This is a genomic window from Pseudomonas sp. GW458-11-26-14-LB4, from assembly GCF_059423925.1.
In genome coordinates this window covers 215,162-238,569 of record NZ_JBWKYU010000006.1, presented here as the reverse complement: position 1 = coordinate 238,569, position 23,408 = coordinate 215,162, and the positions used below count along the sequence as shown (strand labels likewise).

At 60.3% G+C, this 23,408-nt stretch carries 14 protein-coding genes and 3 pseudogenes; 9 read left to right on the top strand and 8 right to left on the bottom strand.

The features are described 5' to 3' along the window. Positions 1-242: 242 nt before the first annotated feature. Together AC07XZ_RS10555 and AC07XZ_RS10550 are read right to left on the bottom strand one after the other, a co-directional pair. Positions 243-842, bottom strand: a pseudogene (locus AC07XZ_RS10555) (methyl-accepting chemotaxis protein); the annotation flags it as partial. 303 nt (positions 843-1,145) lie between these two features. Continuing rightward, a pseudogene (locus AC07XZ_RS10550) lies at positions 1,146-1,802 on the bottom strand (MCP four helix bundle domain-containing protein); the annotation flags it as partial. A gap of 344 nt (positions 1,803-2,146) precedes the next feature. Between AC07XZ_RS10550 and AC07XZ_RS10545 the strand changes: the two are divergent. The 4 genes and pseudogenes from AC07XZ_RS10545 to AC07XZ_RS10530 all read left to right on the top strand — a co-directional run bounded on the left by AC07XZ_RS10545 (position 2,147) and on the right by AC07XZ_RS10530 (position 4,714). Then, positions 2,147-2,377: a hypothetical protein gene (locus AC07XZ_RS10545; RefSeq protein ID WP_007952320.1), complete on the top strand. Its 231-nt coding sequence runs from the start codon at positions 2,147-2,149 to the stop codon at positions 2,375-2,377. Beyond that, a complete protein-coding gene (locus tag AC07XZ_RS10540; protein ID WP_007952314.1) occupies positions 2,374-2,676 on the top strand; it encodes a cell division protein ZapA in 303 nt (100 codons plus the stop codon). The genes AC07XZ_RS10545 and AC07XZ_RS10540 overlap by 4 nt, the downstream gene beginning before the upstream one ends. 100 nt (positions 2,677-2,776) lie before the next feature. Then, positions 2,777-3,847: pseudogene (locus AC07XZ_RS10535) on the top strand (cache domain-containing protein); the annotation flags it as partial. Between the two features lie 21 nt (positions 3,848-3,868). Continuing rightward, positions 3,869-4,714 (top strand): methyl-accepting chemotaxis protein, encoded by an 846-nt coding sequence (locus AC07XZ_RS10530; protein ID WP_494990242.1) that lies wholly within the window; start codon positions 3,869-3,871, stop codon positions 4,712-4,714. 223 nt (positions 4,715-4,937) lie between these two features. Here the strand turns inward: AC07XZ_RS10530 and AC07XZ_RS10525 are convergent, their stop codons facing one another. Continuing rightward, on the bottom strand, positions 4,938-6,740 hold the full coding sequence (locus tag AC07XZ_RS10525; protein ID WP_102686825.1) for an acyl-CoA dehydrogenase: 1,803 nt from the start codon (positions 6,738-6,740) through the stop codon (positions 4,938-4,940). A gap of 165 nt (positions 6,741-6,905) precedes the next feature. Next, positions 6,906-10,859: a trifunctional transcriptional regulator/proline dehydrogenase/L-glutamate gamma-semialdehyde dehydrogenase gene (gene putA / locus AC07XZ_RS10520; protein ID WP_102686824.1), complete on the bottom strand. Its 3,954-nt coding sequence runs from the start codon at positions 10,857-10,859 to the stop codon at positions 6,906-6,908. Positions 10,860-11,315: 456 nt separating this feature from the next. Here putA and putP point away from each other — a divergent pair, with 456 nt between their 5' ends. The 4 genes from putP (at position 11,316) to AC07XZ_RS10500 (ending at position 16,387) form a co-directional block, all read left to right on the top strand. Continuing rightward, positions 11,316-12,800 carry a sodium/proline symporter PutP gene (putP, locus tag AC07XZ_RS10515; RefSeq protein WP_085746450.1) on the top strand — a complete coding sequence of 495 codons (1,485 nt, stop codon included), beginning with the start codon at positions 11,316-11,318 and terminating at the stop codon, positions 12,798-12,800. 227 nt (positions 12,801-13,027) lie between these two features. Then, positions 13,028-15,043, top strand: coding sequence for a type VI secretion system Vgr family protein (locus AC07XZ_RS10510; RefSeq protein ID WP_102686823.1), 2,016 nt, complete (start codon positions 13,028-13,030; stop codon positions 15,041-15,043). Further along, on the top strand, positions 14,988-15,740 hold the full coding sequence (locus AC07XZ_RS10505; RefSeq protein ID WP_102686822.1) for a DUF4123 domain-containing protein: 753 nt from the start codon (positions 14,988-14,990) through the stop codon (positions 15,738-15,740). Before AC07XZ_RS10510 ends, AC07XZ_RS10505 begins: the two co-directional genes overlap by 56 nt. Before the next feature lie 329 nt (positions 15,741-16,069). Next, on the top strand, positions 16,070-16,387 hold the full coding sequence (locus AC07XZ_RS10500; RefSeq protein ID WP_102686821.1) for a hypothetical protein: 318 nt from the start codon (positions 16,070-16,072) through the stop codon (positions 16,385-16,387). A gap of 285 nt (positions 16,388-16,672) precedes the next feature. On the opposite strand, the gene AC07XZ_RS10495 is transcribed toward AC07XZ_RS10500, so the two are convergent. Further along, complete coding sequence (locus tag AC07XZ_RS10495; RefSeq protein ID WP_102686820.1) at positions 16,673-17,086, bottom strand: hypothetical protein; 414 nt, start codon at positions 17,084-17,086, stop codon at positions 16,673-16,675. A 122-nt stretch (positions 17,087-17,208) separates the two neighbouring features. Here AC07XZ_RS10495 and AC07XZ_RS10490 point away from each other — a divergent pair, with 122 nt between their 5' ends. Then, positions 17,209-18,048 carry a 23S rRNA (adenine(2030)-N(6))-methyltransferase RlmJ gene (locus AC07XZ_RS10490; RefSeq protein ID WP_085746455.1) on the top strand — a complete coding sequence of 280 codons (840 nt, stop codon included), beginning with the start codon at positions 17,209-17,211 and terminating at the stop codon, positions 18,046-18,048. A gap of 51 nt (positions 18,049-18,099) precedes the next feature. Here AC07XZ_RS10490 and msrA read toward each other — a convergent pair whose 3' ends face one another. The 3 genes from msrA to AC07XZ_RS10475 form a co-directional block, all read right to left on the bottom strand. Next, complete coding sequence (msrA, locus tag AC07XZ_RS10485) at positions 18,100-18,765, bottom strand: peptide-methionine (S)-S-oxide reductase MsrA (RefSeq protein WP_074689601.1); 666 nt, start codon at positions 18,763-18,765, stop codon at positions 18,100-18,102. Positions 18,766-18,870: 105 nt separating this feature from the next. Next, complete coding sequence (locus tag AC07XZ_RS10480) at positions 18,871-21,567, bottom strand: putative bifunctional diguanylate cyclase/phosphodiesterase (protein ID WP_102686819.1); 2,697 nt, start codon at positions 21,565-21,567, stop codon at positions 18,871-18,873. Positions 21,568-21,806: 239 nt separating this feature from the next. Continuing rightward, positions 21,807-23,204: an alkaline phosphatase D family protein gene (locus tag AC07XZ_RS10475; RefSeq protein ID WP_102686818.1), complete on the bottom strand. Its 1,398-nt coding sequence runs from the start codon at positions 23,202-23,204 to the stop codon at positions 21,807-21,809. Between the last annotated feature and the right edge of the window lie 204 nt (positions 23,205-23,408).

Sequence of the window (23,408 nt, the reverse complement as noted above, 5' to 3'; positions counted from 1 at the left end):
AAGGTTTTTCAGCGGGGGATTCGGGATTTGGGTTCGGCTTGCGATTGCTGCCCTCACCCTAGCCCTCTCCCGGAGGGAGAGGGGACTGACCGAGTGGCTCTCTCGAGTTACATCGACCTGAAATAGCGAGTCGAACTCAGGTCTTGAAACGCACGAAGATCTGCTCCCTCCCCCTCGCCCCCTTTAGGGGGAGAGGGTTGGGGAGAGGGGGTAGCTTTTGATCTTGACCTTGATCTAACAAATCAAAGGCTAAACCGCCCAACCATATTGTTCAGATCCAGCGCCAATCGCGACAGCTCATTACTCGCCGCACTGGTCTGATTCGCGCCGGTCGCCGATTGCACCGACAGATCGCGGATGTTCACCAGGTTGCGATCCACTTCCCGCGCCACTTGCGCCTGCTCTTCGGCGGCGCTGGCGATCACCAGGTTGCGCTCGTTGATTTCGACGATGGCCGTGTTGATGGTGTCCAGCGACAGACCGGCGCCACGGGCGATGTTCAGGGTCGACTCGGCGCGCTCGGTGCTGTTGCGCATCGAATCCACGGCGTGTTCGGTGCCGCTCTGGATGCTGCCGATCATGCGCTCGATTTCGCTGGTCGACTGCTGGGTGCGGTGCGCCAGGGCACGGACTTCGTCAGCCACCACGGCAAAACCACGACCGGCTTCACCGGCACGGGCGGCTTCGATGGCGGCGTTGAGCGCGAGCAGGTTGGTCTGGTCAGCCAGGCCACGGATCACGTCCAGCACCTTGCCGATGTCGCGGGATTCGTTGGCCAGGTCGCCGATCAGGGTCGCGGTGCTCTGCACATCGGCGCTCATGCGTTCGATGGCGCTGACGGTTTCCTGCACCAGATCGCGGCCGTCGCCGGCAGAAGTGGTGGCGTTCTTCGAGGCTTCCGAAGTGCTGACCGCGTTGCGTGCAACTTCTTCCACGGCGCTGGTCATCTCGTTGACTGCGGTGGCGGCCTGTTCGATTTCATTGTTCTGTTGGGTCAGGCCACGGGCGCTTTCGTCGGTGACGCTGTTCAGCTCTTCGGCGGCGGAGGCCAGTTGGGTGGCCGAACCGGAAATCCGCTGCAGGGTGTCGCGCAGCTTCGATTGCATCTTGGCCATGGCTGCCAGCAGGCGACCGGCTTCGTCGGTGCCGTCAACGTGGATCGGCTGGGTCAGGTTGCCTTCGGCGATGGTTTCCGCCGCATCGAGTGCCTTGGCGATCGGTTTGGTGATGCTGACGGTCAGCAACCAGGCGAACAGGAAAGTCAGGCCAGTGGCGATCACCAGCAGCGTCACCACCAGATTGAAGGCCGAGGAATACTGGTCGGCGGCCTGCTGGTTGGTTTCGCTGATCTGCTCACCGTTGATCTGCATCAGGCGGTTGAGCACGGTGTTCATCGCTTCGGAGTTGTCGAGCAACTGGGTGTTCAGCAGGTTGCGCAGCTCATCCACCTGGTTGTTGCGCGACAGGGTTTTCATCCGGTCTTCGATCTGGCGGTACTGACCCAGCAACTGCACGTACTGATCGTAGGCCGCACGCTCTTCGGGGCTGCCGATCAACGGCTCGTAATCGGTCTGGGCCTTGCGGATCTGCTGGTTGCGCATATCGAGCAGATCCATGGTTTTCTGCTGGACGTCCGGCTCGCGGTTCACCAGCAATCGGTACGACAGCACCCGCAGGCGCAGGGTCAGCTGAGTGAATTCGTCGAGGTTCTTGATGCTCGGCACGCTGCTGGAGGAAATGTCCTCGGCGGCGCCGCGGATCTTGCTCATCTGGTTCAGGGCGAACACACCGAGAATCAGCATCAGGCCGCCGATCAGGGCGAAGCCGGTGAACGCCCGGGGGGCGATATTCATATTGCGAAGGGACATGGGGCGTATACCAGGAAGGGCCGCATCCATGCGGGCTGAGACTGCTGTTGGGTGACTTATCGGTCATACGACTAAAGTCTTGAGTCGGTGCGCGTATTTGTCGCATCCGCACGCAAGCGACGAAGTGCAGGAACCAGATTGGCAGATGACAGTCTCTAAGACTCGCAAGAACGGTCGAGCCGCCAGGAAAATCAAGGCCTTGCGCCGGTTTAACCCTGGCGTCAACGACGACTTTTCTTTATCGTACGCGCCCTTTGAAAAAGCCCTGGAAGATCAAAATGTTGGAAGCATCCCTCAGCCAATTGGAACAGCTCGTCAGCGACCTGGTGCAACAGAACCAGACCCTGTCGGAAACCAACCAGACCCTGTCCACGGAACTGGCCCAGGCCAAGGATGAAAACGAAAGCCTGCAACTGAGCCTGATGGAACAGGAAGAAAAGCACGGCGCCACCGCCGCGCGCATCCAGGCCCTGGTTGATCGCGTCAACGCAGGTCCTGTCAGCGCATGAACCACGGCACAGCAGGGGTAAAAGTCATCTCCATCATGGGGGAGGACTATTCGATCAAGGCACCGGCCGGGGAAGAACAGACCCTGCTGGACGCCGCATTGATGCTCAAGGCCGCACTGGCCGACACCAAGCGCAAATACCCGACGCTGATCGGCGATCGCCTGCTGGTATTGGCGGCGATGAATCTGTGCTCGCAGCAGATTGAAATGAAGAAGCAGCATCAGGAAGAACTCGAGCGTTACCAAGAGCAAGTCAGCGCCACGGTCGAGACCATCGCCAAGACCATCAATCAGGGTTGATGGGGTTGCGCACAACCAAAGAATAAGATTGTCGATTGGTTTGTATACAATCGGCACGGCTGTTGCAGTGTTTCAGCCTCTTATTCTTTGGGGGTGCTCCATGCAGTTCTGGCGTCGCAGTATTCAATGGCAGTTGATCCTCGGTATGGGCACCGCCCTGCTGGTCAGCATTCTGATCGTGGTTGGCATTTATACCCTGGTGGTCAACCGCCTCGCCCAGAGCTATCTGGTCGAACAGGCGCTGCCGTCGAGCATCGAAGCGACGCGCAACGACATCGAACGAATCCTCGTTCAGCCCCTTACCGCCGCCAAGGACATCGCCAGCAACACCATGGTCCGCGACTGGCTGGCCAACGGTGAAGACTCCGGCAAAACGGCGGGCTTCGCGCAGTATCTGGAAGGCATCCGCGCCGAACACAAGGCGTTTACCGCGCTGATCATCGGCACCGAATCCAATCACTACATCACCGAAAAAGGCCTGGATCGCACCCTGAGTCGCGACAAACCGGCCGATGCATGGTTCTACTCCTTCCTCGACAGCAATCAGCCCCGAACCCTGAACATCGACAACGACGGAGCCACCGGAGAGCTGGCGCTGTTCATCGATTTGAAGGTGGAGGAGGCCGGCAAAGTGGTCGGTGTCGCGGGCCTTGGTCTGAGTATGAAAGAGCTGTCGGAGCTGATTCACAACTTCAGCTTCGGCGAGCGCGGGAAGGTCTATCTCGTGCGTTCCGACGGTCTTATCCAGGTCCATCCCGAGGCACAGTTCAGCGGCAAGCGCACCTTGAGCGAGCAGATCGGGGTCTCGGCAGCACAAGCGGTCATGGGCCATAAAGTCGCCGCCAACAGCAGCTTTCAGCGCGACGGCGAAGATTTCCTCGCCTTCAGCCTGCCTTTGCGCGACCTCGGCTGGACCCTGGTGGCCGAAGTGCCACGGTCGCAGATCTACGCCGAAGCCCGCCGGGCGATGTGGATGAGCAGCGGCATCGGCCTGGTGGTGGCGCTGGTTTGCCTGGCGCTGGTGATCTGGCTGGCCCAGGGGTTGGTGCGACCGATTCGTCAGGTAACAGCTGCATTGGTAGCAATCGGTAGCGGTGGTGGAGATTTGACTCACCGGTTAGATTCCAGCCGCGCCGATGAGCTGGGCGACCTTGCGCGGGGCTTCAACCGTTTCCTCGACAGTCAGCGCGGGATGATCGGCGAAGTGCTGACCACCAGCGAGCGTCTGCGCGTTGCCGTGGGCCAGGTGGCCAGGGTTGTGGATAACACCGCCGAGCGCTCCGGCCGCCAGCAGGAAATGACCGACATGGTCGCCACCGCCGTCCACGAAATGGGCCTGACCGTGCAGGAGATCGCCCAGAACGCCGGCAGCGCCGCGCTCGCCTCGCAAACCGCCCGCGATGAAGCGATGCAGGCGCGGGAAGTGGTCGGCGGCTCGATTCGCCATATAGAAAGTATGTCCGATGAAATTGGCGTCGCGGCGGGCGCGGTGGGTGAGCTGGCGCATCAGGTGGCGTCGATCGATCAGGTGCTGGCGGTGATTCGCGGGGTGTCCGAGCAGACCAACCTGCTGGCGTTAAACGCTGCCATCGAGGCTGCTCGAGCCGGCGATATGGGGCGTGGTTTTGCGGTGGTGGCAGACGAGGTGCGGACGCTGGCGCGTCGGACTCAGGCGTCTACCGACGAGATTCAGCAGATGATCGGCAGCCTCAAGCAGGGGGCGGAGAATGCTGTGTCTTCAATGCGTACCGGGCAGGCTGCGACTGGCACCGGGGTTGAATCGAGCCAGCGTACCGGGGCTTCTTTGACTGCGATTACCGGGCAGGTCGAGCGCATCAGCGACATGAACCATCAGGTGGCGACGGCGACTGAGGAGCAGTCGGCTGTGACTGAGGAGATCAACCGTAACGTGCAGGGGATTTCCGATCTGGCCCGGGCGACGGCGGGGGAGGTTCGGGCGTGTCGCGAGGATTGTCAGATGTTGCAGCGGTTGGCGGATGATCTGGCGCGGCAGATGGGTGGGTTCAAGTTGGTTTGAGTGCCAAGAGCCAAAGAGCCCCTCACCCTCACCCTAACCCTCTCCCGGAGGGAGAGGGGACTGACCGAGTTGTCTTGCTCTCTACATCGACCTGAAAAACCGAGTCGATTATGGATTCGGCATAGCACTTTCAGGTCGATGTACTTCTTAAGCATCCCCCATTCGGCCCCCTCTCCCTCCGGGAGAGGGCTGGGGTGAGGGCCGGGTTTCACTCGGTCAATGATCAGAACCACGCATCCTGCATCTCCAGACACGTATCATCCCGCGCCTCCAGCAACGCCAATTCATGCTGGCACCCCGGCACTTCCCACGTCAGAAAATAACGCGCCGCCTGCAACTTGCCCTTATAGAAGTCGACATCCGCCGCATTCCCCTTGGACAACCCTTCCTCAGCCCGAATCGCCTGCTCCAGCCAGCGCCAGCCAATCACCGCGTGCCCGAATACCTTCAGGTACAGCGCCGAATTCGCCAGACTGCTGTTGACCTTGCCCTGAGCCAGGTCGGTCAGCAGACCGATGGTCACCGTCTGCAGGCGCGCGACCAGTTTCTCCAACGGCTCACGCAGTGCGGTCAACGATTCGTACGCGACTGCGCGCTCGGCGGTGTCGGCGATCAGTCGAATCAGCTGCTTGAGCCCGGCACCACCGTTCTGCGCCAGTTTGCGCCCGAGCAAGTCCAGCGACTGAATGCCGTGAGTGCCTTCGTGGATCGGGTTCAGGCGGTTGTCGCGGTAGTACTGCTCCACCGGGTATTCGCGGGTGTAACCGTGGCCGCCGAGAATCTGGATCGCCAGTTCGTTGGCTTTCAGGCAGAACTCGGACGGCCAGGATTTGACGATCGGTGTCAGCAAATCCAGTAGCTCATGAGCCTGTTTGCGCTCGGCCTCGGTTTCCAGTGTGGTGGTGTCATCGAACAGTCGCGCCGCATACAGGCCGAGATCGAACGCACCTTCAACGTAGGATTTCTGCATCAGCAGCATGCGTCTGACATCGGCGTGCTGAATGATCGCCACCGGCGCCGTCGTCGGATCCTTGCTGTCCGGCACCCGGCCCTGCGGGCGTTCGCGGGCGTACTCCAGCGAGTACAGGTAACCGGCATAACCAAGCATCACCGCGCCCATGCCGACGCCGATCCGCGCTTCGTTCATCATCTGGAACATGTAGCTCAAGCCGTGATGAGGCTTGCCTACCAGATAACCGACACACTCGCCGTTATCGCCGAAGTTCAGCGCCGTGGACGTCGTGCCGCGCCAGCCCATCTTGTGGAACAGCCCGGCCAGCAACACGTCGTTGCGTTTGCCGAGACTGCCGTCATCGTTGACCAGGAATTTGGGCACGATGAACAGCGAAATACCCTTCACGCCGGCCGGCGCGTCCGGCAGTTTGGCCAGCACCATGTGCACGATGTTTTCCGAGAGTGGGTGATCGCCGCCGGAAATGAAGATCTTGTTGCCCTTGAGGCGATAGGTGCCGTCGGACGCAGGCTCTGCACGTGTACGAATATCCGACAGCGACGACCCGGCATGAGGTTCGGTCAGGGCCATGGTGCCGAAGAAGCGGCCGTCGATCATCGGTTGCAGGAAACGTTGCTTCTGTTCTTCGGTGCCGAAGCTTTCGATCAGGTTGGCCGCGCCCATGGTCAGGAACGGATAGGAAGTAGAAGCCGCGTTGGCCGACTGGAAGTGGGCAAAGCAGGCCTGGGACAACAGTGTAGGAAGTTGCATGCCGCCAGCGTCGAAACTGCGCGCCGCGTTGAGGAATCCAGCCTCGAGGAAGGCATCCACCGCCGGTTTCACCTCGGGAATCAGAATCGCCTGACCGTTCTCGTAGCGTGGCTCGTTTTCGTCGCCCTTGCGGTTGTGCGGTGCGAAGTACTTTTCGGCAATGTTGCGCGCGGTGCCGATGGCGGCATCGAAGGTTTCGCGGTTGTGCTCGGCAAACCGCTCGCGCCGGGTCAGGCCCTCGGCATCGAGGACTTCGTACAGCTCGAAAGCCAGATTGCGGGAACTGAGCAGCGTCTCGGACATGGCGGCCTACCTTAAATAAAGTATGCCGCAGTCTAGGGAGGCTTATAAAAAGGGGAAAGGAAGATAGATAAGGGTGATGGGGCGGCACAAGTTACAAGCTTCAAGCCGCAAGTAAGAGCAGTTTGCTTTTACTTGCAGCTTGTCGCTCGAAGCTTGCAGCTGCTTTTATCCGATGGTCATCAGGCTGGCGTTACCGCCCGCTGCCGCGGTGTTGACGCTCAACGCGCGCTCGATCACCAGACGCTCCAGCGCAATGTTGGTCTCGCCCTGGGACAGACCCTGGACTCCAACAATGGCGCCAGCACGTTTGGCGATCTGCTGGCAGACCGCACGCAACTGGTCGGAATGGCCGTGATGCAGAACCGCATCGAACACCAAGTCGTCCTTGCTCCAGTCGGAAACCAGTTTGATCCGCGCCTGAATTTCCTTCGGCAGGCGTGCGAACAATGCCTTGCTGGTGTCGGATTCCGGCCAGACCGCCGAACCGCCCACCGCCAGTACCGCCGCGAGTTGGGTCAGCAGATCACCTTCGATGTCCGCCAGGCACAGCACGTGCTCGCGCGGCAGGATCGCGTAGCTGTTCTTCTCGCCGGTCGGGCCGGCCAGTACGCGGGTGATACCGCTTTGCGACTGGGCCGCGTACTGCACGCACAGGGTGCTCAGGTCGGCGAACTTGTTGCTGTCGGCCCAGCCTTTCAGGGCGGTCAGCGGTTTGCTCATGGCGTCGCGCAGACGAACGTCTGGTGCCACGGCAGCATCACCGCGAGCGAAGGATTGTTCGATGGCATCGGTAGGACGCGTCGACAGCAGACGGTACAGGTACAGCGGGCCACCGGCCTTCGGACCGGTACCCGACAGGCCTTCGCCACCGAACGGCTGGACGCCGACCACGGCACCGACGATGTTGCGGTTGACGTAGACGTTACCGGCGTTGACGTTGTCGATCACCTTGGCGATGGTCTCGTCGATGCGGGTGTGCACGCCGAGGGTCAGGCCGTAACCGGAGGCGTTGATCTGGGCGATCAACTGGTCGATCTCTTTACGCTTGTAGCGCACCACGTGCAGCACCGGACCGAAGATCTCGCGTTGCAGCTCATCGAAGCTTTCCAGTTCGATCAGGGTCGGCATGACGAAAGTGCCGCGTTTGACTTCCTCGGTATCGGCGATGGCCACCTGGTACACGTTGCGACCTTTGTCGCGCATGCCCTGGATGTGCTTCTCGATACCGGCCTTGGCTTCGGCGTCGATCACCGGGCCGATGTCCACGGACAGGCGCTCCGGGTTGCCGAGACGGCTTTCAGCCATCGCGCCTTTGAGCATTTCGATGACGCGATCAGCGGAATCTTCCTGCAGGCACAGGACGCGCAGGGCCGAGCAACGCTGACCGGCGCTGTCGAAGGCCGACGACACCACGTCGATCACCACCTGTTCGGTCAGTGCCGAAGAGTCGACGATCATCGCGTTCTGGCCGCCGGTTTCGGCGATCAGCGGAATCGGACGGCCCTGGTTGTCGAGGCGACCGGCGATGTTGCGTTGCAGCAGACGCGCTACTTCGGTGGAGCCGGTGAACATCACGCCTTTGACGCGCTCATCACCGACCAGACCGGCGCCGACGGTTTCACCGCGACCCGGCAGCAGTTGCAGCACGCCTTCCGGAATCCCGGCTTCGAGCAACAGACGCACGGCTTGTGCGGCGACCAGCGGAGTCTGTTCGGCCGGTTTGGCCAGCACCGGGTTACCGGCGGCCAGTGCCGCGGCAACCTGACCGCTGAAGATCGCCAGCGGGAAGTTCCAAGGGCTGATACACACCACCGGGCCCAGTGGGCGGTGGGCGTCGTTGCTGAAATCGTTGCGTGCCTGCACCGCGTAGTAACGCAGGAAGTCGACGGCTTCGCGGACTTCGGCGATGGCGTTGGCGAAGGTCTTGCCGGCCTCGCGGGCCAGCAGGCCCATCAGCGGCTGGATCTCGCCTTCCATCAAGTCAGCGGCGCGTTCCAGAATCGCGGCACGTTCGGCCGGCGGGGTGGCCTGCCAGATCGGTGCGGCGTTCAGGGCGCATTGGATTGCGTTGTCGACGTCTTCGACCGTGGCTTCCTGCACGTGGCCGACCACGTCACGCAGATCGGACGGGTTCAGCACCGGTGCCGGCGCTTCGTTGCTGGAGGCGCAACCGAGCATCGGCGCAGCTTTCCAGTTGTTGTGCGCGGTCGCCAGCAGGGCACAGGACAGCGAAGCCAGACGATGTTCGTTGGCCATGTCGATGCCGCTGGAGTTGGCGCGCTCGGAACCGTACAGGTCACGCGGCAGCGGAATGCGCGGGTGCGGCAGGCCGAAACCACCTTCCACGGTCGCCATCTGCTCGATCTGGGCAACTGGATCAGCCACCAGTTCCTGGATCGAAATCGACTGGTCGGCGATGCGGTTGACGAACGAGGTGTTGGCGCCGTTTTCCAGCAGACGACGTACGAGGTACGCCAGCAGGGTTTCGTGGGTGCCGACCGGAGCGTACACACGGCATGGACGGTTCAGCTTGCCTTCGGAGACTTTGCCTACAACCTGCTCGTACAACGGTTCGCCCATGCCGTGCAGGCACTGGAACTCGTACTGGCCCGGATAATAGTTCTGACCGGCAATGTGATAAATCGCCGACAGGGTGTGGGCGTTGTGCGTGGCGAATTGCGGGTAGATGACTTCCGGCACCGACAGCAGTTTGCGGGCGCAGGCGATGTAGGAAACGTCGGTGTACACCTTGCGGGTGTAGACCGGATAGCCTTCCAGGCCTTCGACCTGGGCGCGCTTGATTTCGCTGTCCCAGTACGCGCCTTTCACCAGACGGATCATCAGGCGATGACGGCTGCGGCGAGCCAGGTCGATCACGTAGTCGATCACGTACGGGCAACGCTTCTGGTAGGCCTGGATCACGAAACCGATGCCGTTCCAGCCGGTCAGTTGCGGCTCGAAGCACAGGCGCTCGAGCAGATCCAGCGACAGCTCCAGGCGGTCGGCTTCTTCGGCGTCGATGTTCAGGCCGATGTCGTATTGCTTGGCCAGCAGGGTCAGCGACAGCAGGCGCGGGTACAGCTCGTCCATCACGCGCTCGTACTGGGCGCGGCTGTAACGCGGGTGCAGGGCCGACAGCTTGATCGAGATGCCCGGGCCTTCATAAATCCCACGGCCGTGGGACGCTTTGCCGATCGAGTGAATGGCTTGTTCGTACGAGGCCAGGTACTTCTGGGCGTCGTGTTCGGTCAGCGCCGCTTCACCGAGCATGTCGTAGGAATAGCGGAAGCCTTTGGCTTCGAATTTGCTCGCATTGGCCAGGGCTTCGGCGATGGTTTCGCCGGTCACGAACTGCTCGCCCATCAGGCGCATGGCCATGTCGACGCCCTTGCGGATCATCGGCTCGCCGCTCTTGCCGATGATGCGGCTCAGGGACGAAGTCAGGCCGGCTTCGTTGTGAGTGGAAACCAGTTTGCCGGTCAGCAGCAGGCCCCAGGTCGCCGCGTTGACGAACAGCGACGGGCTGTTGCCCAGGTGCGGCTGCCAGTTGCCGGTGCTGATCTTGTCGCGGATCAGCGCATCGCGAGTGCCCTTGTCCGGGATACGCAGCAGCGCTTCGGCCAGGCACATCAGCGCCACGCCTTCCTGGGACGACAGGGAGAATTCCTGCAGCAGGCCCTGAACAATACCTGCACGACCGCCGGCACTCTTCTGGTTACGCAGTTTTTCCGCGATGGTTGCGGCGAGTTTGTTGGTGGCTTCGGCCATCGGCGCCGGCAGGCGAGCCTGCTCGATCAGCATCGGTACCACTTCCGGCTCAGGGCGACGGTAAGCGGCGGTGATCGAGGCGCGCAGCACCGACTGCGGCAGGATGCTTTCGGCGAATTCGAGGAAGCATTGGTGAGCGTGATCGGTGTGGACTTCGCCCGCGTCGTCGGCGTCCTTGGCGGTCAAACCGTTCAGCTCGGTCAGGGTTGCACCACCCTCGAGTTTTTCCAGGTAATTGAAAATTGCCTGCTTGATCAGCCAGTGCGGTGTGCGATCAATCGAGGTTGCGGCGGCCTTCAGGCGCTCGCGGGTCGGGTCGTCAAGTTTGACCCCAAGGGTGGTGGTAGCCATATTTTTATCCTCATAGGTGCCGCAGTTGCGCGACAACAGCTGGCGGCAAGATTAGCCGCGAGCCGAAACAGGTGCAACCGGGTGCAACCCTTTTTTGTCGGAATATTCTGCAGCTCGTCAGGAAATAATTTCTGGTACGAAAGTGCTGCTCTTGCTTGGTGCTTTTGCTTCTAGAAAAGTGTTGTCACTGCGTTAAAAGGGAGCAAAAAGCCACTTCCGTAAGATAAATCCGACTGGGTGCAACTAATTCTCAAGAAACTGGTTGCACCTGTTTTACTTTGTTGCATAGGATTCGCGCCCAAGGTGCAACCGGGGAAACCCGACGCACCGGCCAATGGCTTTCCTGGGGAAACATTGGTCATAAATGCGCGGCCGTGCGAATCGTCTGTCAGACGTCAGTCTGCAAACGGTGCAACCGCCGCCGCTACATAAAAACAAAGCCAGGGCACGTACGTAATGAGCGCAAGCAATCCAACCCTGATCACGTTCGTGATCTACATCGCAGCAATGGTGCTGATCGGCTTCATGGCCTATCGCTCCACCAACAACCTTTCTGACTACATTCTCGGTGGCCGTAGCCTGGGCAGCGTGGTGACGGCATTGTCCGCCGGCGCTTCCGACATGAGCGGCTGGTTGCTGATGGGCCTGCCGGGCGCCATCTACATGTCTGGCCTGTCCGAAAGCTGGATCGCCATCGGCCTGATCGTCGGTGCCTACCTGAACTGGCTGTTCGTCGCCGGTCGTCTGCGTGTTCAGACCGAGCACAACGGCGATGCACTGACCCTGCCGGACTACTTCTCCAGCCGTTTCGAAGACAAGAGCGGTCTGCTGCGCATCATTTCGGCAGTCGTGATTCTGGTGTTCTTCACCATCTACTGCGCTTCCGGCATCGTGGCCGGTGCCCGTCTGTTCGAAAGCACCTTCGGCATGTCCTACGAGACGGCGCTGTGGGCCGGTGCTGCGGCGACGATCGCCTACACCTTCGTCGGCGGTTTCCTCGCGGTGAGCTGGACCGACACCGTACAAGCCACCCTGATGATCTTCGCCCTGCTGCTGACGCCGATCATCGTGCTGCTGGCCACCGGCGGCGTCGACACCACGTTCCTGGCGATCGAAGCGCAGGACCCGAGCAACTTCGACATGCTCAAGGGCACCACTTTCATCGGCATCATCTCGCTGATGGGTTGGGGTCTGGGCTACTTCGGTCAGCCGCACATCCTGGCGCGTTTCATGGCCGCTGATTCGGTGAAATCCATCGCCAACGCCCGTCGCATCTCCATGACCTGGATGATCCTGTGCCTGGGCGGCACCGTGGCGGTGGGCTTCTTCGGTATCGCTTACTTCTCGGCGCACCCGGAGGTGGCAGGTCCAGTGACCGAAAACCACGAGCGCGTGTTCATTGAACTGGCGAAAATCCTCTTTAACCCGTGGATTGCAGGCGTGCTGTTGTCGGCGATTCTCGCGGCAGTAATGAGCACCCTGAGCTGCCAGTTGCTGGTGTGCTCGAGCGCCCTGACCGAAGACTTCTACAAGGCTTTCCTGCGTAAATCCGCTTCGCAAGTCGAGCTGGTATGGGTTGGTCGCGCCATGGTGCTGCTGGTTGCGCTGGTCGCTATCGCCCTGGCTGCCAACCCGGAAAACCGCGTGCTGGGTCTGGTGTCCTACGCATGGGCTGGTTTCGGTGCGGCCTTCGGTCCTGTGGTGCTGATCTCGGTGATCTGGAAAAAGATGACCCGTGACGGCGCACTGGCGGGCATCCTGGTCGGCGCGATCACCGTGATCGTGTGGAAGCATTTCGAAGTGCTGGGCCTGTACGAAATCATCCCGGGCTTCATCTTCGCCAGCCTGGCGATCTACTTCGTCAGCCTGATGGGGCAGCCGAGCACTGGCATGGTTCAGCGCTTTGAAGCGGCCGAGAAGGATTTCCATCTGAACAAGTGATGGAAATGAGCTGAGGCTCACCAGAAAGCGGCCCGTTTCCTACCAGGAAGCGGGCCGTTTTTTTTGCCTGCGATTTTTCTGAAGGCAAAGTCTGTAGTCGAATGCGCCAATTCTTGAAGGGGAGATCGAAGTTTCAAGTAGGGGAAATCTGATTTTTCAGTCACCCAACCTGCACCCCTTGCCCCTCATGCAGAATCGCCCGCCCTCAATCTGCAGAGAGACATCGGATGTTCGCGCCTGCCAATCAACCGCGTTTCACGTTGACCGTCGAAGGCGCCCTGTTTGACCTCAAAGTCCTTGAGTTCACGGGCAAGGAAGCCATCAGCCAACCCTTTCGCTTTGACCTGGAGCTGGTCAGTGAACGGCCGGATCTGGATCTGGAAAGCCTGCTGCACTGTCAGGCGTTTCTGAGTTTTGATGAAGACGGTTCCGGTATCCACGGTCAGATCTATCGGGTCGGGCAGGGGGATTCCGGCAAGCGTCTGACCCGCTATCACGTCAGCCTCGTTCCGCGTCTGGCCTATCTGGGTCATCGGATCAATCAGCGGATCTTCCAGCATCAAAGCGTGCCGCAGATTGTGACGCAGATCCTCAAGGATCACGCGATCCTGCGCGACGCCTTCGAATTTCGCCTCGGCAGCGATTACCCGCCGCGTGAGTATTGCGTGCAGTACGCCGAGAGCGATCTGGCGTTCATCCAGCGCCTGTGTGCCGAAGTCGGCATTCACTTCCACTTTCAGCACAGCCCGGACGGGCATCTGTTGGTGTTCGGTGACGATCAAACGGTGTTCCCGCGTCTGGCCGAGCCGACGCTGTACCTGCCGGGCAGCGGCACGGCTGCATCGGCACCGGCAATCAAGCGCTTCACCGTTCGAGTGGAAACCCGCACCAGCGTGGTCACCCGGCGTGATTACGACTTCACCAAACCGCGGCTGGCGCTGCAGAGCTGGGTGGAAAGCGACCAGCGCCCGGTGCTGGAGGATTACCACTTTCCCGGCCAGTTCACCGATCGCGCCACTGGCAAGCAACTGGCCCAGCGCACGCTTGAGCGGCATGTCGCCGATTACCGTCAGGCCGAGGGGCGCAGCGATCAATCTGCCTTGGTCAGCGGACATTTCCTGCAACTGGCCGAGCATCCGCGCCAGGATCTGAATGACCTCTGGCTGCTGACCGCAATCGAGCACCATGGCCGACAGCCGCAAGTGCTGGAGGAATCGGTGACCAGCGAGGGTGACGAATTCCAGGGTTACCGTAATACCTTTCTCGCCACACCGTGGGACGTGTTCTTCCGCCCGCCGATGGGCCCGGAAAAACCTCGGATGCTCGGTTATCAGCCAGCCGTGGTCACTGGTCCGCAAGACAGTGAAATCCATTGCGACGAGTACGGTCGGGTCAAGGTGCAACTGGCCTGGGATCGCGACGGCGAACTCAACGAGCATTCCAGTTGCTGGCTGCGGGTTGCCAGCGGCTGGGCTCATGACCGTTATGGCAGCGTGCTGATACCGCGAGTCGGCATGGAAGTGCTGGTGGGGTTCATCGATTCCGATGCCGACAAACCGCTGGTCATGGCTTGCCTGCCGAACGCCGCGACGCCAGTGCCGCTGGACCTGCCGGCCGACAAGACCCGCAGTATTTTCCGCAGCCAGAGCAGTCCCGGCGGTGGGGGCTACAACGAACTGCGCATCGAGGATCGCAAAGGCGCCGAGGAAATCTACCTGCGGGCCCAGCGAAACTGGACGCAGCATGTGCTGAACGATCAGCAGGTGCAGGTCGATAACCAGCGCAGCGTCGTTGTGACCGGTCTCGCCAAGCATGAACTGAAAGCCGATGAGCAGCGCATCACCCACGGCCAGCGCCAGACCGAAGTGAAGCAGGACGACCACCTCACGGTGACCGGCGACCGGCACATCCGCGTAAGCAATCAGGCGATCAACGCCAGTGCTCAATTCCACGTCAGCGCAGGCCAGCAAGTGGTGATCGACGGCGGGGCGAGCGCGACGATTCAGGCGGGCGGGCAATGGATCAACATCGGCCCCGGCGGGATCTTCAGCAGCGTGCCGATTGTGGTGGGTGGCGCGCCAATGGCGGCGATGAGCGCGGCGCCGACAGTGCCGGGGTTGCCGGAAAAACTGGTGGCGGCACCGGCTGTGATTCTGACTGCGGCGCAAATCATGAGCCTTAAAGGTGATGCGCCGTTCTGCGAAGAATGCGAGCGCTGCAAGGGTGGTGTCTGTGCAGCCTGAACAATGGTTGAAGGATGTGCCGCTGAAGCCGTCGGAGCAGTTGTTCGCGATTTTCAGTAGCGCCAGTGCGGCAGAGCCACTGAAGGCCTGGCCGCTGAAAGCGCAGATGCCGAAACCGGTCTGGGCGGAAACGATCTATGCCGAGTGGGATGCGGTGATGCCCTACGTGGGAATCGTCGACGCGGGCAGTGAGTTTCTGGATTGGGTGGCGACCACGGAGTCTCGCGACTGGGGCTGGCTGGCGGTTTCTTCAGCGGGGCTTGAGGCGGTGGTCGAGCACTTCCGCAGTTTGACCCAGGTGCTGATGCCGGACGGGAAAGTGGTGTTCTTCCGGTTTTGGGATGGGCGGTATTTGTTGCCGATCCTTGAGTCGTCCGAGGTGGATGCCGGGCAACTACTACCGGTCCTCACGCGAGGATTGATCAACGGTCAGGCCGTCGAGATAGGGGGTAGAGCGCAGGTCTCCGGTCGAGAGTTTCCTTGGTGGTCGGTGCCGGAAAAACTGCTGGCGCAATTCGGCGAAGATGCCCGGATCAACAACGCCTTGCAGTGGTTGAGCGAGGAGCAACCGGCGTTGTTCGAAGCGTTCCCCGCCGATGTCTTGCGCTGCAAGGTTGTCAGGTTTTTTGCGGTTTCAGCGTCGGACGAATCGTCGGCTTCGGCACTGCTGGACTACTTGCGGGACGAATCAGAGTGAAATTTCCGGGCAAAGGCTTCGGACGTTTCCTGCGAGTTGCGGCGGTTTGCGTGAACTGGTGGGCGCGGTGGTGCGGGGATAGTCTTTGGTTGTCTCCGCAAGTGTGGAGAAAGGGCGTAGGAGCCCTGATTCCAGAGCAGTGCATAAGCGTCGTTGCCCGATTTGCGGCAGTCTTCGCACGACCGTAAGATCTTTTGCGGCGGTTATGCGCGGGCACGCTTCGGCGTGGCTGAGTGCTCTGGTCTCAGTCCTCCTACCCCGCGCATGGCTGCCACCCAATCCGTAGGAGGGGAACGGTGGAAGCTCACTTCACTACCAGAGGTTCAAAAATGAGCAAACTTCATCCCGATCCACCCTACGAACCATTCATCCCTCACCCCAACAACCGCCTCATGGCGCTGACCAGCAACTGCAACGACATGCCCACCCTGTTCATCGACACCCACGCCCCGCTCGACATCCTGATGGACGCCGCCAACTACCGCATTCGCGCTGTAATCCAGGTCCTGGAAAACATGTGCATGCGCGGCTCGGTCGAGTGCGACTCGGTCATCCTCAGCGACTTCGCCCAGCTCTGCGTGATTCCGTTGCGTGATGGCTGTGATGTGTTGGATGTGATTGGCCGCAGGTTGCGTGACCGGCCTTAGATCCCCAACCCCTCACCCTAGCCCTCTCCCAAGGGGTAGAGGGGTCATGTACGCCGACCTGCGACTTCGGTGGTGAACTTCGCTTGGCCAAGCTGAGGTCGCGGTGATTTTTCAGGTCGATGCAAACCGAAAGATCACCTCGGTCAGTCCCCTCTCCCTCCGGGAGAGGGCTAGGGTGAGGGGGCTCTCACGGATGTACCCGACAGCTAGACTGCCCACTCACCCCTTTCCAAAGATCCTTCCAACATCCGTTTTGGAAAGATCATTTAGTCAGGCGAGAAGATTTCAGTTTTGCAGATACTGATCCTGCGACTTGATGAAAGCGTCAAATTCCGGCGAGTTATAAATTTCCAGACAAGAATAGAACACTATGTTTTTACTAGTCTGTTTGCTGGTTGAGGATGTTTTGAGGTAGGCGCCAGCCATGTATTTCTCAGTCTCAGCATACGGATCATGCGTGACCTCCAGCGTGTCCTCATTCTGAACAATGGTGTGCAGGCCTTTGCCCATGAACGAGTAGGCTCCGGCGGACAGTCCGATGTCTTTTTCCAGTGCAGATTGTTCTTTGAATGGCGCCAGGATGCAGTAGCTCAAACCGTAGTTCTTCAGATTCTGGCGTGCCTGTTCGGTGTGTTCTTCGCCAGCGAAGGCGTGTAATGAGCCCGGCAGGCAAAGGAGGGCAATGATCCGGCAATACATGATTTTCAGACTTCCTGTCAGGTGGTTGCGGCCAGTGTAGCGCCGGGAACGCCCACTCAGCCCCCAACCCCTGACTTGCCGCCCGGTAAAAGGTAAACTTCACGGCCCTCGCAGGAGCAGCCATGAATTATCGTCACGCCTTCCATGCCGGCAATCACGCCGATGTGTTCAAACACCTGACCTTGACCCGCCTCATCGCCCTGATGTCGCGCAAGGAGCAGCCGTTTGCCTATCTCGACAGCCACGCCGGCATCGGTCTGTATGACCTGCAGGGTGATCAGGCCAACCGTACCGGCGAGTACCTGGAAGGCATCGCGCGGTTGTGGGATCAGCCGGATCTGCCGGCGCTGACCGCCGACTATATGAAGGTGCTGCACGAGATGAACCCGGACGGCCAGCTGCGCTATTACCCGGGCTCGCCGGAGCTGGCGCGGCGTCTGACCCGACCGCAGGACCGGGTGATGCTCAACGAGAAGCACCCTGAAGACGGCGTGCAGCTCAAGGAGAACATGGCCGGCGATCGTCGGGTGAAGGTGCATCTGGGCGAGGGCTGGCATGTTGCCCGCGCGATGCTGCCGGTGCAGGAGAAGCGCGCGGTGATGTTGATTGATCCGCCGTTCGAACAGCTCGATGAAATGCAGCGTTGTGCGGCGTCGATGAAAGAGGCCATTGGCCGGATGCGCCAGACCGTGGCTGCGATCTGGTATCCGGTGAAGGATCAGCGCGCATTGCGTCGTTTCTATCAGGATCTGGCCGGCACCGGTGCGCCGAAACTGCTGCGGGTCGAGCTGCTCGTGCATCCACTGGACACGCCGAACAGCCTGAACGGCTCTGGCCTGGCGATTGCCAATCCGCCGTGGGGGCTGGAGGAAGAATTGCGTGAGCTACTGCCGTGGCTGTCCAAAAAGCTTGGGCAAACCCAGGGTGGGTGGCAGATGGATTGGTTGATCGCCGAGAGCTGATCACTGACCGATCGTTCCCACGCGGAGCGTGGGAACGATCAGTGGTCGCGGTCAGTTACCCGCCAGACTCGGTGGCATGCAAACACCCGTGCCGCCAATCCCGCAGTAGCCTTCCGGATTTTTCGCCAGATACTGCTGGTGATAGGCCTCGGCGAAGTAAACGGTCGGCGCCTGTTCAATCTCGGTGCTGATTTCACCCAGACCCGCCTTCGACAGTTCGGCCTGATAAACAGCTTTGCTCTTCAACGCTGCCTCCAGTTGCTCCGGATGGGTCGCGTAGATCACCGAACGGTACTGGGTGCCGATGTCATTGCCCTGGCGCATGCCCTGCGTCGGGTTGTGCAATTCCCAGAACATCGCCAGCAGCTCTTCGTAGCTGACCTTGGCCTTGTCGAACACCACCAGCACCACTTCAGCGTGGCCGGTCAGGCCCGAGCAGACTTCTTCGTAGGTCGGGTTCGGCGTGTAACCGCCGGCGTAACCGACCACGGTGCTGACCACGCCTTCACGCTGCCAGAAGCGGCGCTCGGCACCCCAGAAGCAGCCCAGGCCGAAAATCGCGAAGTCGACGTCCTGAAAGAACGGGCCCAGCAACGGCGTTTCGGTGAAAACAAAGTGTTTTTCAGGCAGGGCCATCGGGGTTTCGCGGCCAGGCAGAGCTTGTTCTTTAGTCGGTAGCACGTTTTTGTTCACCAGAATTTCCGAGCGCAGAACCATGATCGTTCCTCTCAGTCAGGATGGGATGTAAAAAGTCTGACCGCCAGTGTGCCCAATGATGCCCCGTTAATCACTAGGCAAAATGTGCGGGTACTGTCTTGGGATTTACAGGCAGAGCGGGCCGCGCGGATAGCGCTTGAGCGCCTGGATCAGCTCGGCGCCCGGAATCGGCCGGTCGAACAGGTAGCCCTGGCCGACGTCGCAGCGGTGGCGACGCAGGAACGCCAGTTGCTCGGCAGTCTCGATGCCTTCGGCGACGACCTTGAGTTTCAGGTTGTGGGCCATGGCGATCACGGCGGAGGTGATTTCCATATCGTCCTGGTTGTCCGGGATTTCATGGATGAAGCTGCGATCGATCTTGATGATGTCGATCGGGAATTTTTTCAGGTAGCTGAGCGACGAGTAACCGGTGCCGAAGTCGTCCATCGCCAAGGTCAGGCCCAGGCGCTTGAGCTGGTCGAGCTGCAAGTGGGTGTCTTCGGTCGCTTCCAGCAGCAGGCCTTCGGTCAGTTCCAGTTCCAGCAGATTGGCCGGCAGCGCTTCCTCCTTGAGGATGTTGGCGATCGAGGCCACCAGGTCCGGGTCGGAGAACTGCTTGGGCGACAGGTTGATCGCCACCTGCAGATTGCCCATGCCGGCGGCGGTCAGCGCCTTGCTCATGCGGCAGGCCTGGCGGGCGATCCATTTGCCGATCGGAATGATCAGACCGGTTTCCTCGGCGACGCTGATGAACTGGTCCGGGCGGATCATGCCGCGTTCCGGGTGGTTCCAGCGCAGCAGCGCTTCCATGCCCAGCAGACGACCGCTGCGCAGGCACAGCTTCGGCTGATAGAACACGTCCAGCTCGTTCTGGGTCAGGGCCCGGCGCAGGTTGTTCTCGACGAACAGTTTGTAGCTGGCCTCGGCGTTCAGTGCTTCAGTGAACACCTGAACCTGATGTTTGCCGTTGGCCTTGGCCTTGTGCAGAGCGAGGCCGGCGTTGCGCATCAGGGTCTGCGGGTCGCGACCGTGCAGCGGCGCGCAGGCCAGGCCCACGGAGCCGGTGACGCTGATCAACTGGTTGTCGACGAACATCGGTTTATCCAGAGTCGCCAGCAATTGGTTGGCGATCTGCTGCCCGGTGGCAAGGTCTGTGTCGTCGAGCAACACTGCGAACTCGTTACTGGCGAACCGCGCCAGACTGCCGCTCGGGCTCAGGCTGTTACGCAGGCGCCGGGCCAGGCTGATCAACAGTTTGTCGCCGGTCTGGTGGCCGAGGCTGTCGTTGATCCGCTTGAAGTTGTCGATGTCCACCAGCAGCAGGCTGATCGGGGTATCGCTATCCCGGGCGAAGCGTTCATCCAGATTGCGGATAAATGCAGGCCGGTTGCCGAGGTTGGTCAGGTTGTCGGTGTAGGCCAGGCGCTCGATGCGCTGCTGCGCCAGTTTGGTCTGGGTGATGTCTTCGTAGATGCCGATGTAGTGCGTCAGCTCACGGTTGTCGCCGTAGACCTTGGAGATCGACAACTGGCCCCAGTAGGGTTCGAGGTTCTTGCGGCGGCTCTTGAATTCGCCCTGCCAACTGTTGCTCTTGGCCAGCGCCGACGGCGCGTCGAACAGCAGCTCGCTTAAGTTTTCCAGGGCTGGCAATTCCGAGAGGCGCTGGCCGTGGACTTCCTCGGTGGTGTACTGGGTGATCGCGGTGAAGCTCGGGTTGACGTACTCGACCACGCCGTCGCAGTTGACCAGCAAAAAGGCGTTGGCGCTTTGCTCGACCGCACGCTGGAACAGGTGCAGCGCGCTGGTGGCGGTGCGGCGGTTGTGATTGTTGATGACCTGGGCGAACTGGTCGGCCAGTTCACCGGCAAAAGCGATTTCGTCGGACTGCCAGGCGCGGGTGACGCCGGTCTGCTCCAGGCACAGCACGCCGACCACTTGGCCGTCGACGCGGATGCTGGCGTCGAGCATGGCGTTGACGTCACGCGGGCGCAGGGCTTCGGCCATTTCCCGGGTACGCGGGTCGCGCATCGCGTTGTGCGCGTCGATGGCGCGGCTGCCGTGCAACGCGTCCATGTAATCGGGGAAGCCGCTGACGTCGATGACCTCCGGCAGGATGTATTCCTGGGTGGCGCGGTGGTACGCCGAGATCGGCACCAGCTTCTGGCCTTCAAGGTTCCACAGACTGGCGCAGTCGATTTCGTAGATATCGCAGGCGCAGCGGGTAATCAGTTCGGCGGCTTCTTGCAGGGAGTTCTGGCTGCTGTAACGCTGGCGGGCCAGCAGCAGGATCAGGTCCTGCTGGGCGCGCACCCGCTCCAGATGTTGCAGCTGTTCCTGCTGGGCACGCTGGTTGAGTTCAAGGGCGATTTGCAGGCGTGAATTCTGGGTTTCCAGATCGACGGAGGGCAACGTCGGCGCTTCGTCGAATACATCGTCGACCGCCAGCAGGTAACCGCGCAGCAAGTGGCGGTTGTGCTGTTTGTAGGCTTCACCGAGTTCAAGAATGCTCAACGCGCCGGCGGCGGTGTGCAGGGTATAGCGCACCAGGTAATGCGGGCTTTGGCCGAGTTGTTGCTGGATCGCATCATGCAGTTGATAGCGCGCTTCGGGCTCCATCAGGCTGGCGTAGGGCGAGCCGACCAGGGCGCAGAGCTCGACGGCGGGCTGGCCGAACTGGCGTTCACAGTTGGGATCGAGAAACAGCATCGCCCAGCTGGCTTCATTCAGGCGCTCGAAACGCAGCATGCCGAGCCGCGAGGGCACAGGCAACTGCGTCACTACCTCGGCCACCATACGGCTGGCGGCATCGGGTTGGCTCTTCATGAAGGGAACTCGCTTGGAAATTTGCTGAACGCGCCGGGCTCTCGCCCTCTTTACTGTTGCCTGCGGCAAGGTTGCATCATTGCGGCACCGACTGACAAGAGACATGAAGGCCAAGTGCTATAAGAATATGTCGGCTGCAGTGAACATTTCTCCAGCACTTGCCGGAAACTAATGCTATTAAGCGCGGAGATGGCCGTTCCAGAGCCTTCGGCCATCCGGAACGGTCGTGCCGCTGGATTTCATCGCAGCGGAATATCGATGGATTGCAGGTGCCTGCCATCCCGGTCGTGATAGTTGACCTGGATCCGTCCGGCCTCGACCACCATGTGCGCAAAGTTGTCCTGGCTGATGACTTGGCTGGTCAGTTCGTGCCGGTATTCGCCTGCCTCGGTCTGCGCCAGCGGCTGGTCGAGCATGAAGGTCGCGGCGGTGGCGTAGGGCAGCAATTTGCTGTTGCTCAGCGGCGAAGATACGACGGTGTGTACCTCGAAGTCCGGGTCTTCGCTGTGGCTCAGGCGACTGGTCAGCGAGCCATGCACATCGCCGGAAATGAACACGACGTTCCTGAGCCGATGCCAGCGGATGGTTTCCAGCAGGCGCAGGCGCTGTTCGGGGAAGCCTGCCCAGGCATCATCGCCGTTCATTTTGCGGTCGGGGTAGAACATGACACTGGTGACCACGAACTTGACCCTCGCCGGGCTCTTCACCAGCCAATTGCACAAGGCTTGTTCCTGTTCTTCATCGAGGATGCGGCGGTTCTCGGCCGACAAGTTGCGGCGAGTTCGACTGTCCGTTACAAACCATTCGATATCGCCGTCGCTGAATTGATACCAGTAGTGTTTCAGTGAAGTACGGTCGATTGTGCCGTTAGTTGTTGCGGAGTAAGCCGGGCTATGACTGACTTGATAGAGTTCGTAAGCCTTCATCGCATTGCTGAACAGTATTTCATCGGACTCGTTGGCGTTCATTGGCCAGTTATCTTCTATTTCATGATCATCTAGAATCATGTAAGTCGAAGTCTCCGACATCAGTCGTCGAATATTGGGCAGGGAAAACGCCGTACGATACTTTGCGATGAACTCTTCATAGTCGCGATCCGGTGCGAACAGGTTCAAATCATCAGCGTAGATTTGATCGCCACACATCATGATGGCGCTGATCGCCGGTTGTGCGCCTTCGATCAATTGACTGATCGACGCGAAAATCCGGTCGCCCAGATGCGGAAGAACCGGGATGCCGGCGGTCATGCGCAAGTAGCGGCAGGAACCGAGGATATAAGCGCGCGGCTGCAAGGGCTGATGGCTGCGGGTGCGCAGGCGATACGTTTCCCGTGGCCATTGCAGCGGTAACTCCGCCACGCTATCCACACTGTGGACGGGACTCATCGGGCTGAACCAGCCGGTCTGGTATTCGTAGTCGGTGTCGTCCTGCAAATGATCGAGCACCAGCACTTCAGTCATGTCGCGGGTTGAATCCAGTTTTACAAACTGGCCCGTCTGCCATTGTTTCGAATCCAATATCCGATAGCGAATGCCGGCAAATACGGCAGCGTTATGCTGCAGTCCGCCGCGAATAAAGATCCGCACCTGATTAGTTGTCGTGTAGCCAATGATCGGGCCGACAGTAGGTTTCAGCATGTTCGAGTCCATTCGAATAAGTGTTGGTGATTGATAAAGTTACCCGGCTGGTTGGTGCAACTTTGATGCGCCAAGGTTAGTTGCCTGTTGCTGAAAAATATCGACAGGAAGTGGACTCGAGTCGTGGCTTATATCAGCGCAAGTTGTGGGAAAAGTTCGGGCGACAGTTATTTCAGGCAAAAAAAAGCCCCGCCAAACTGACGG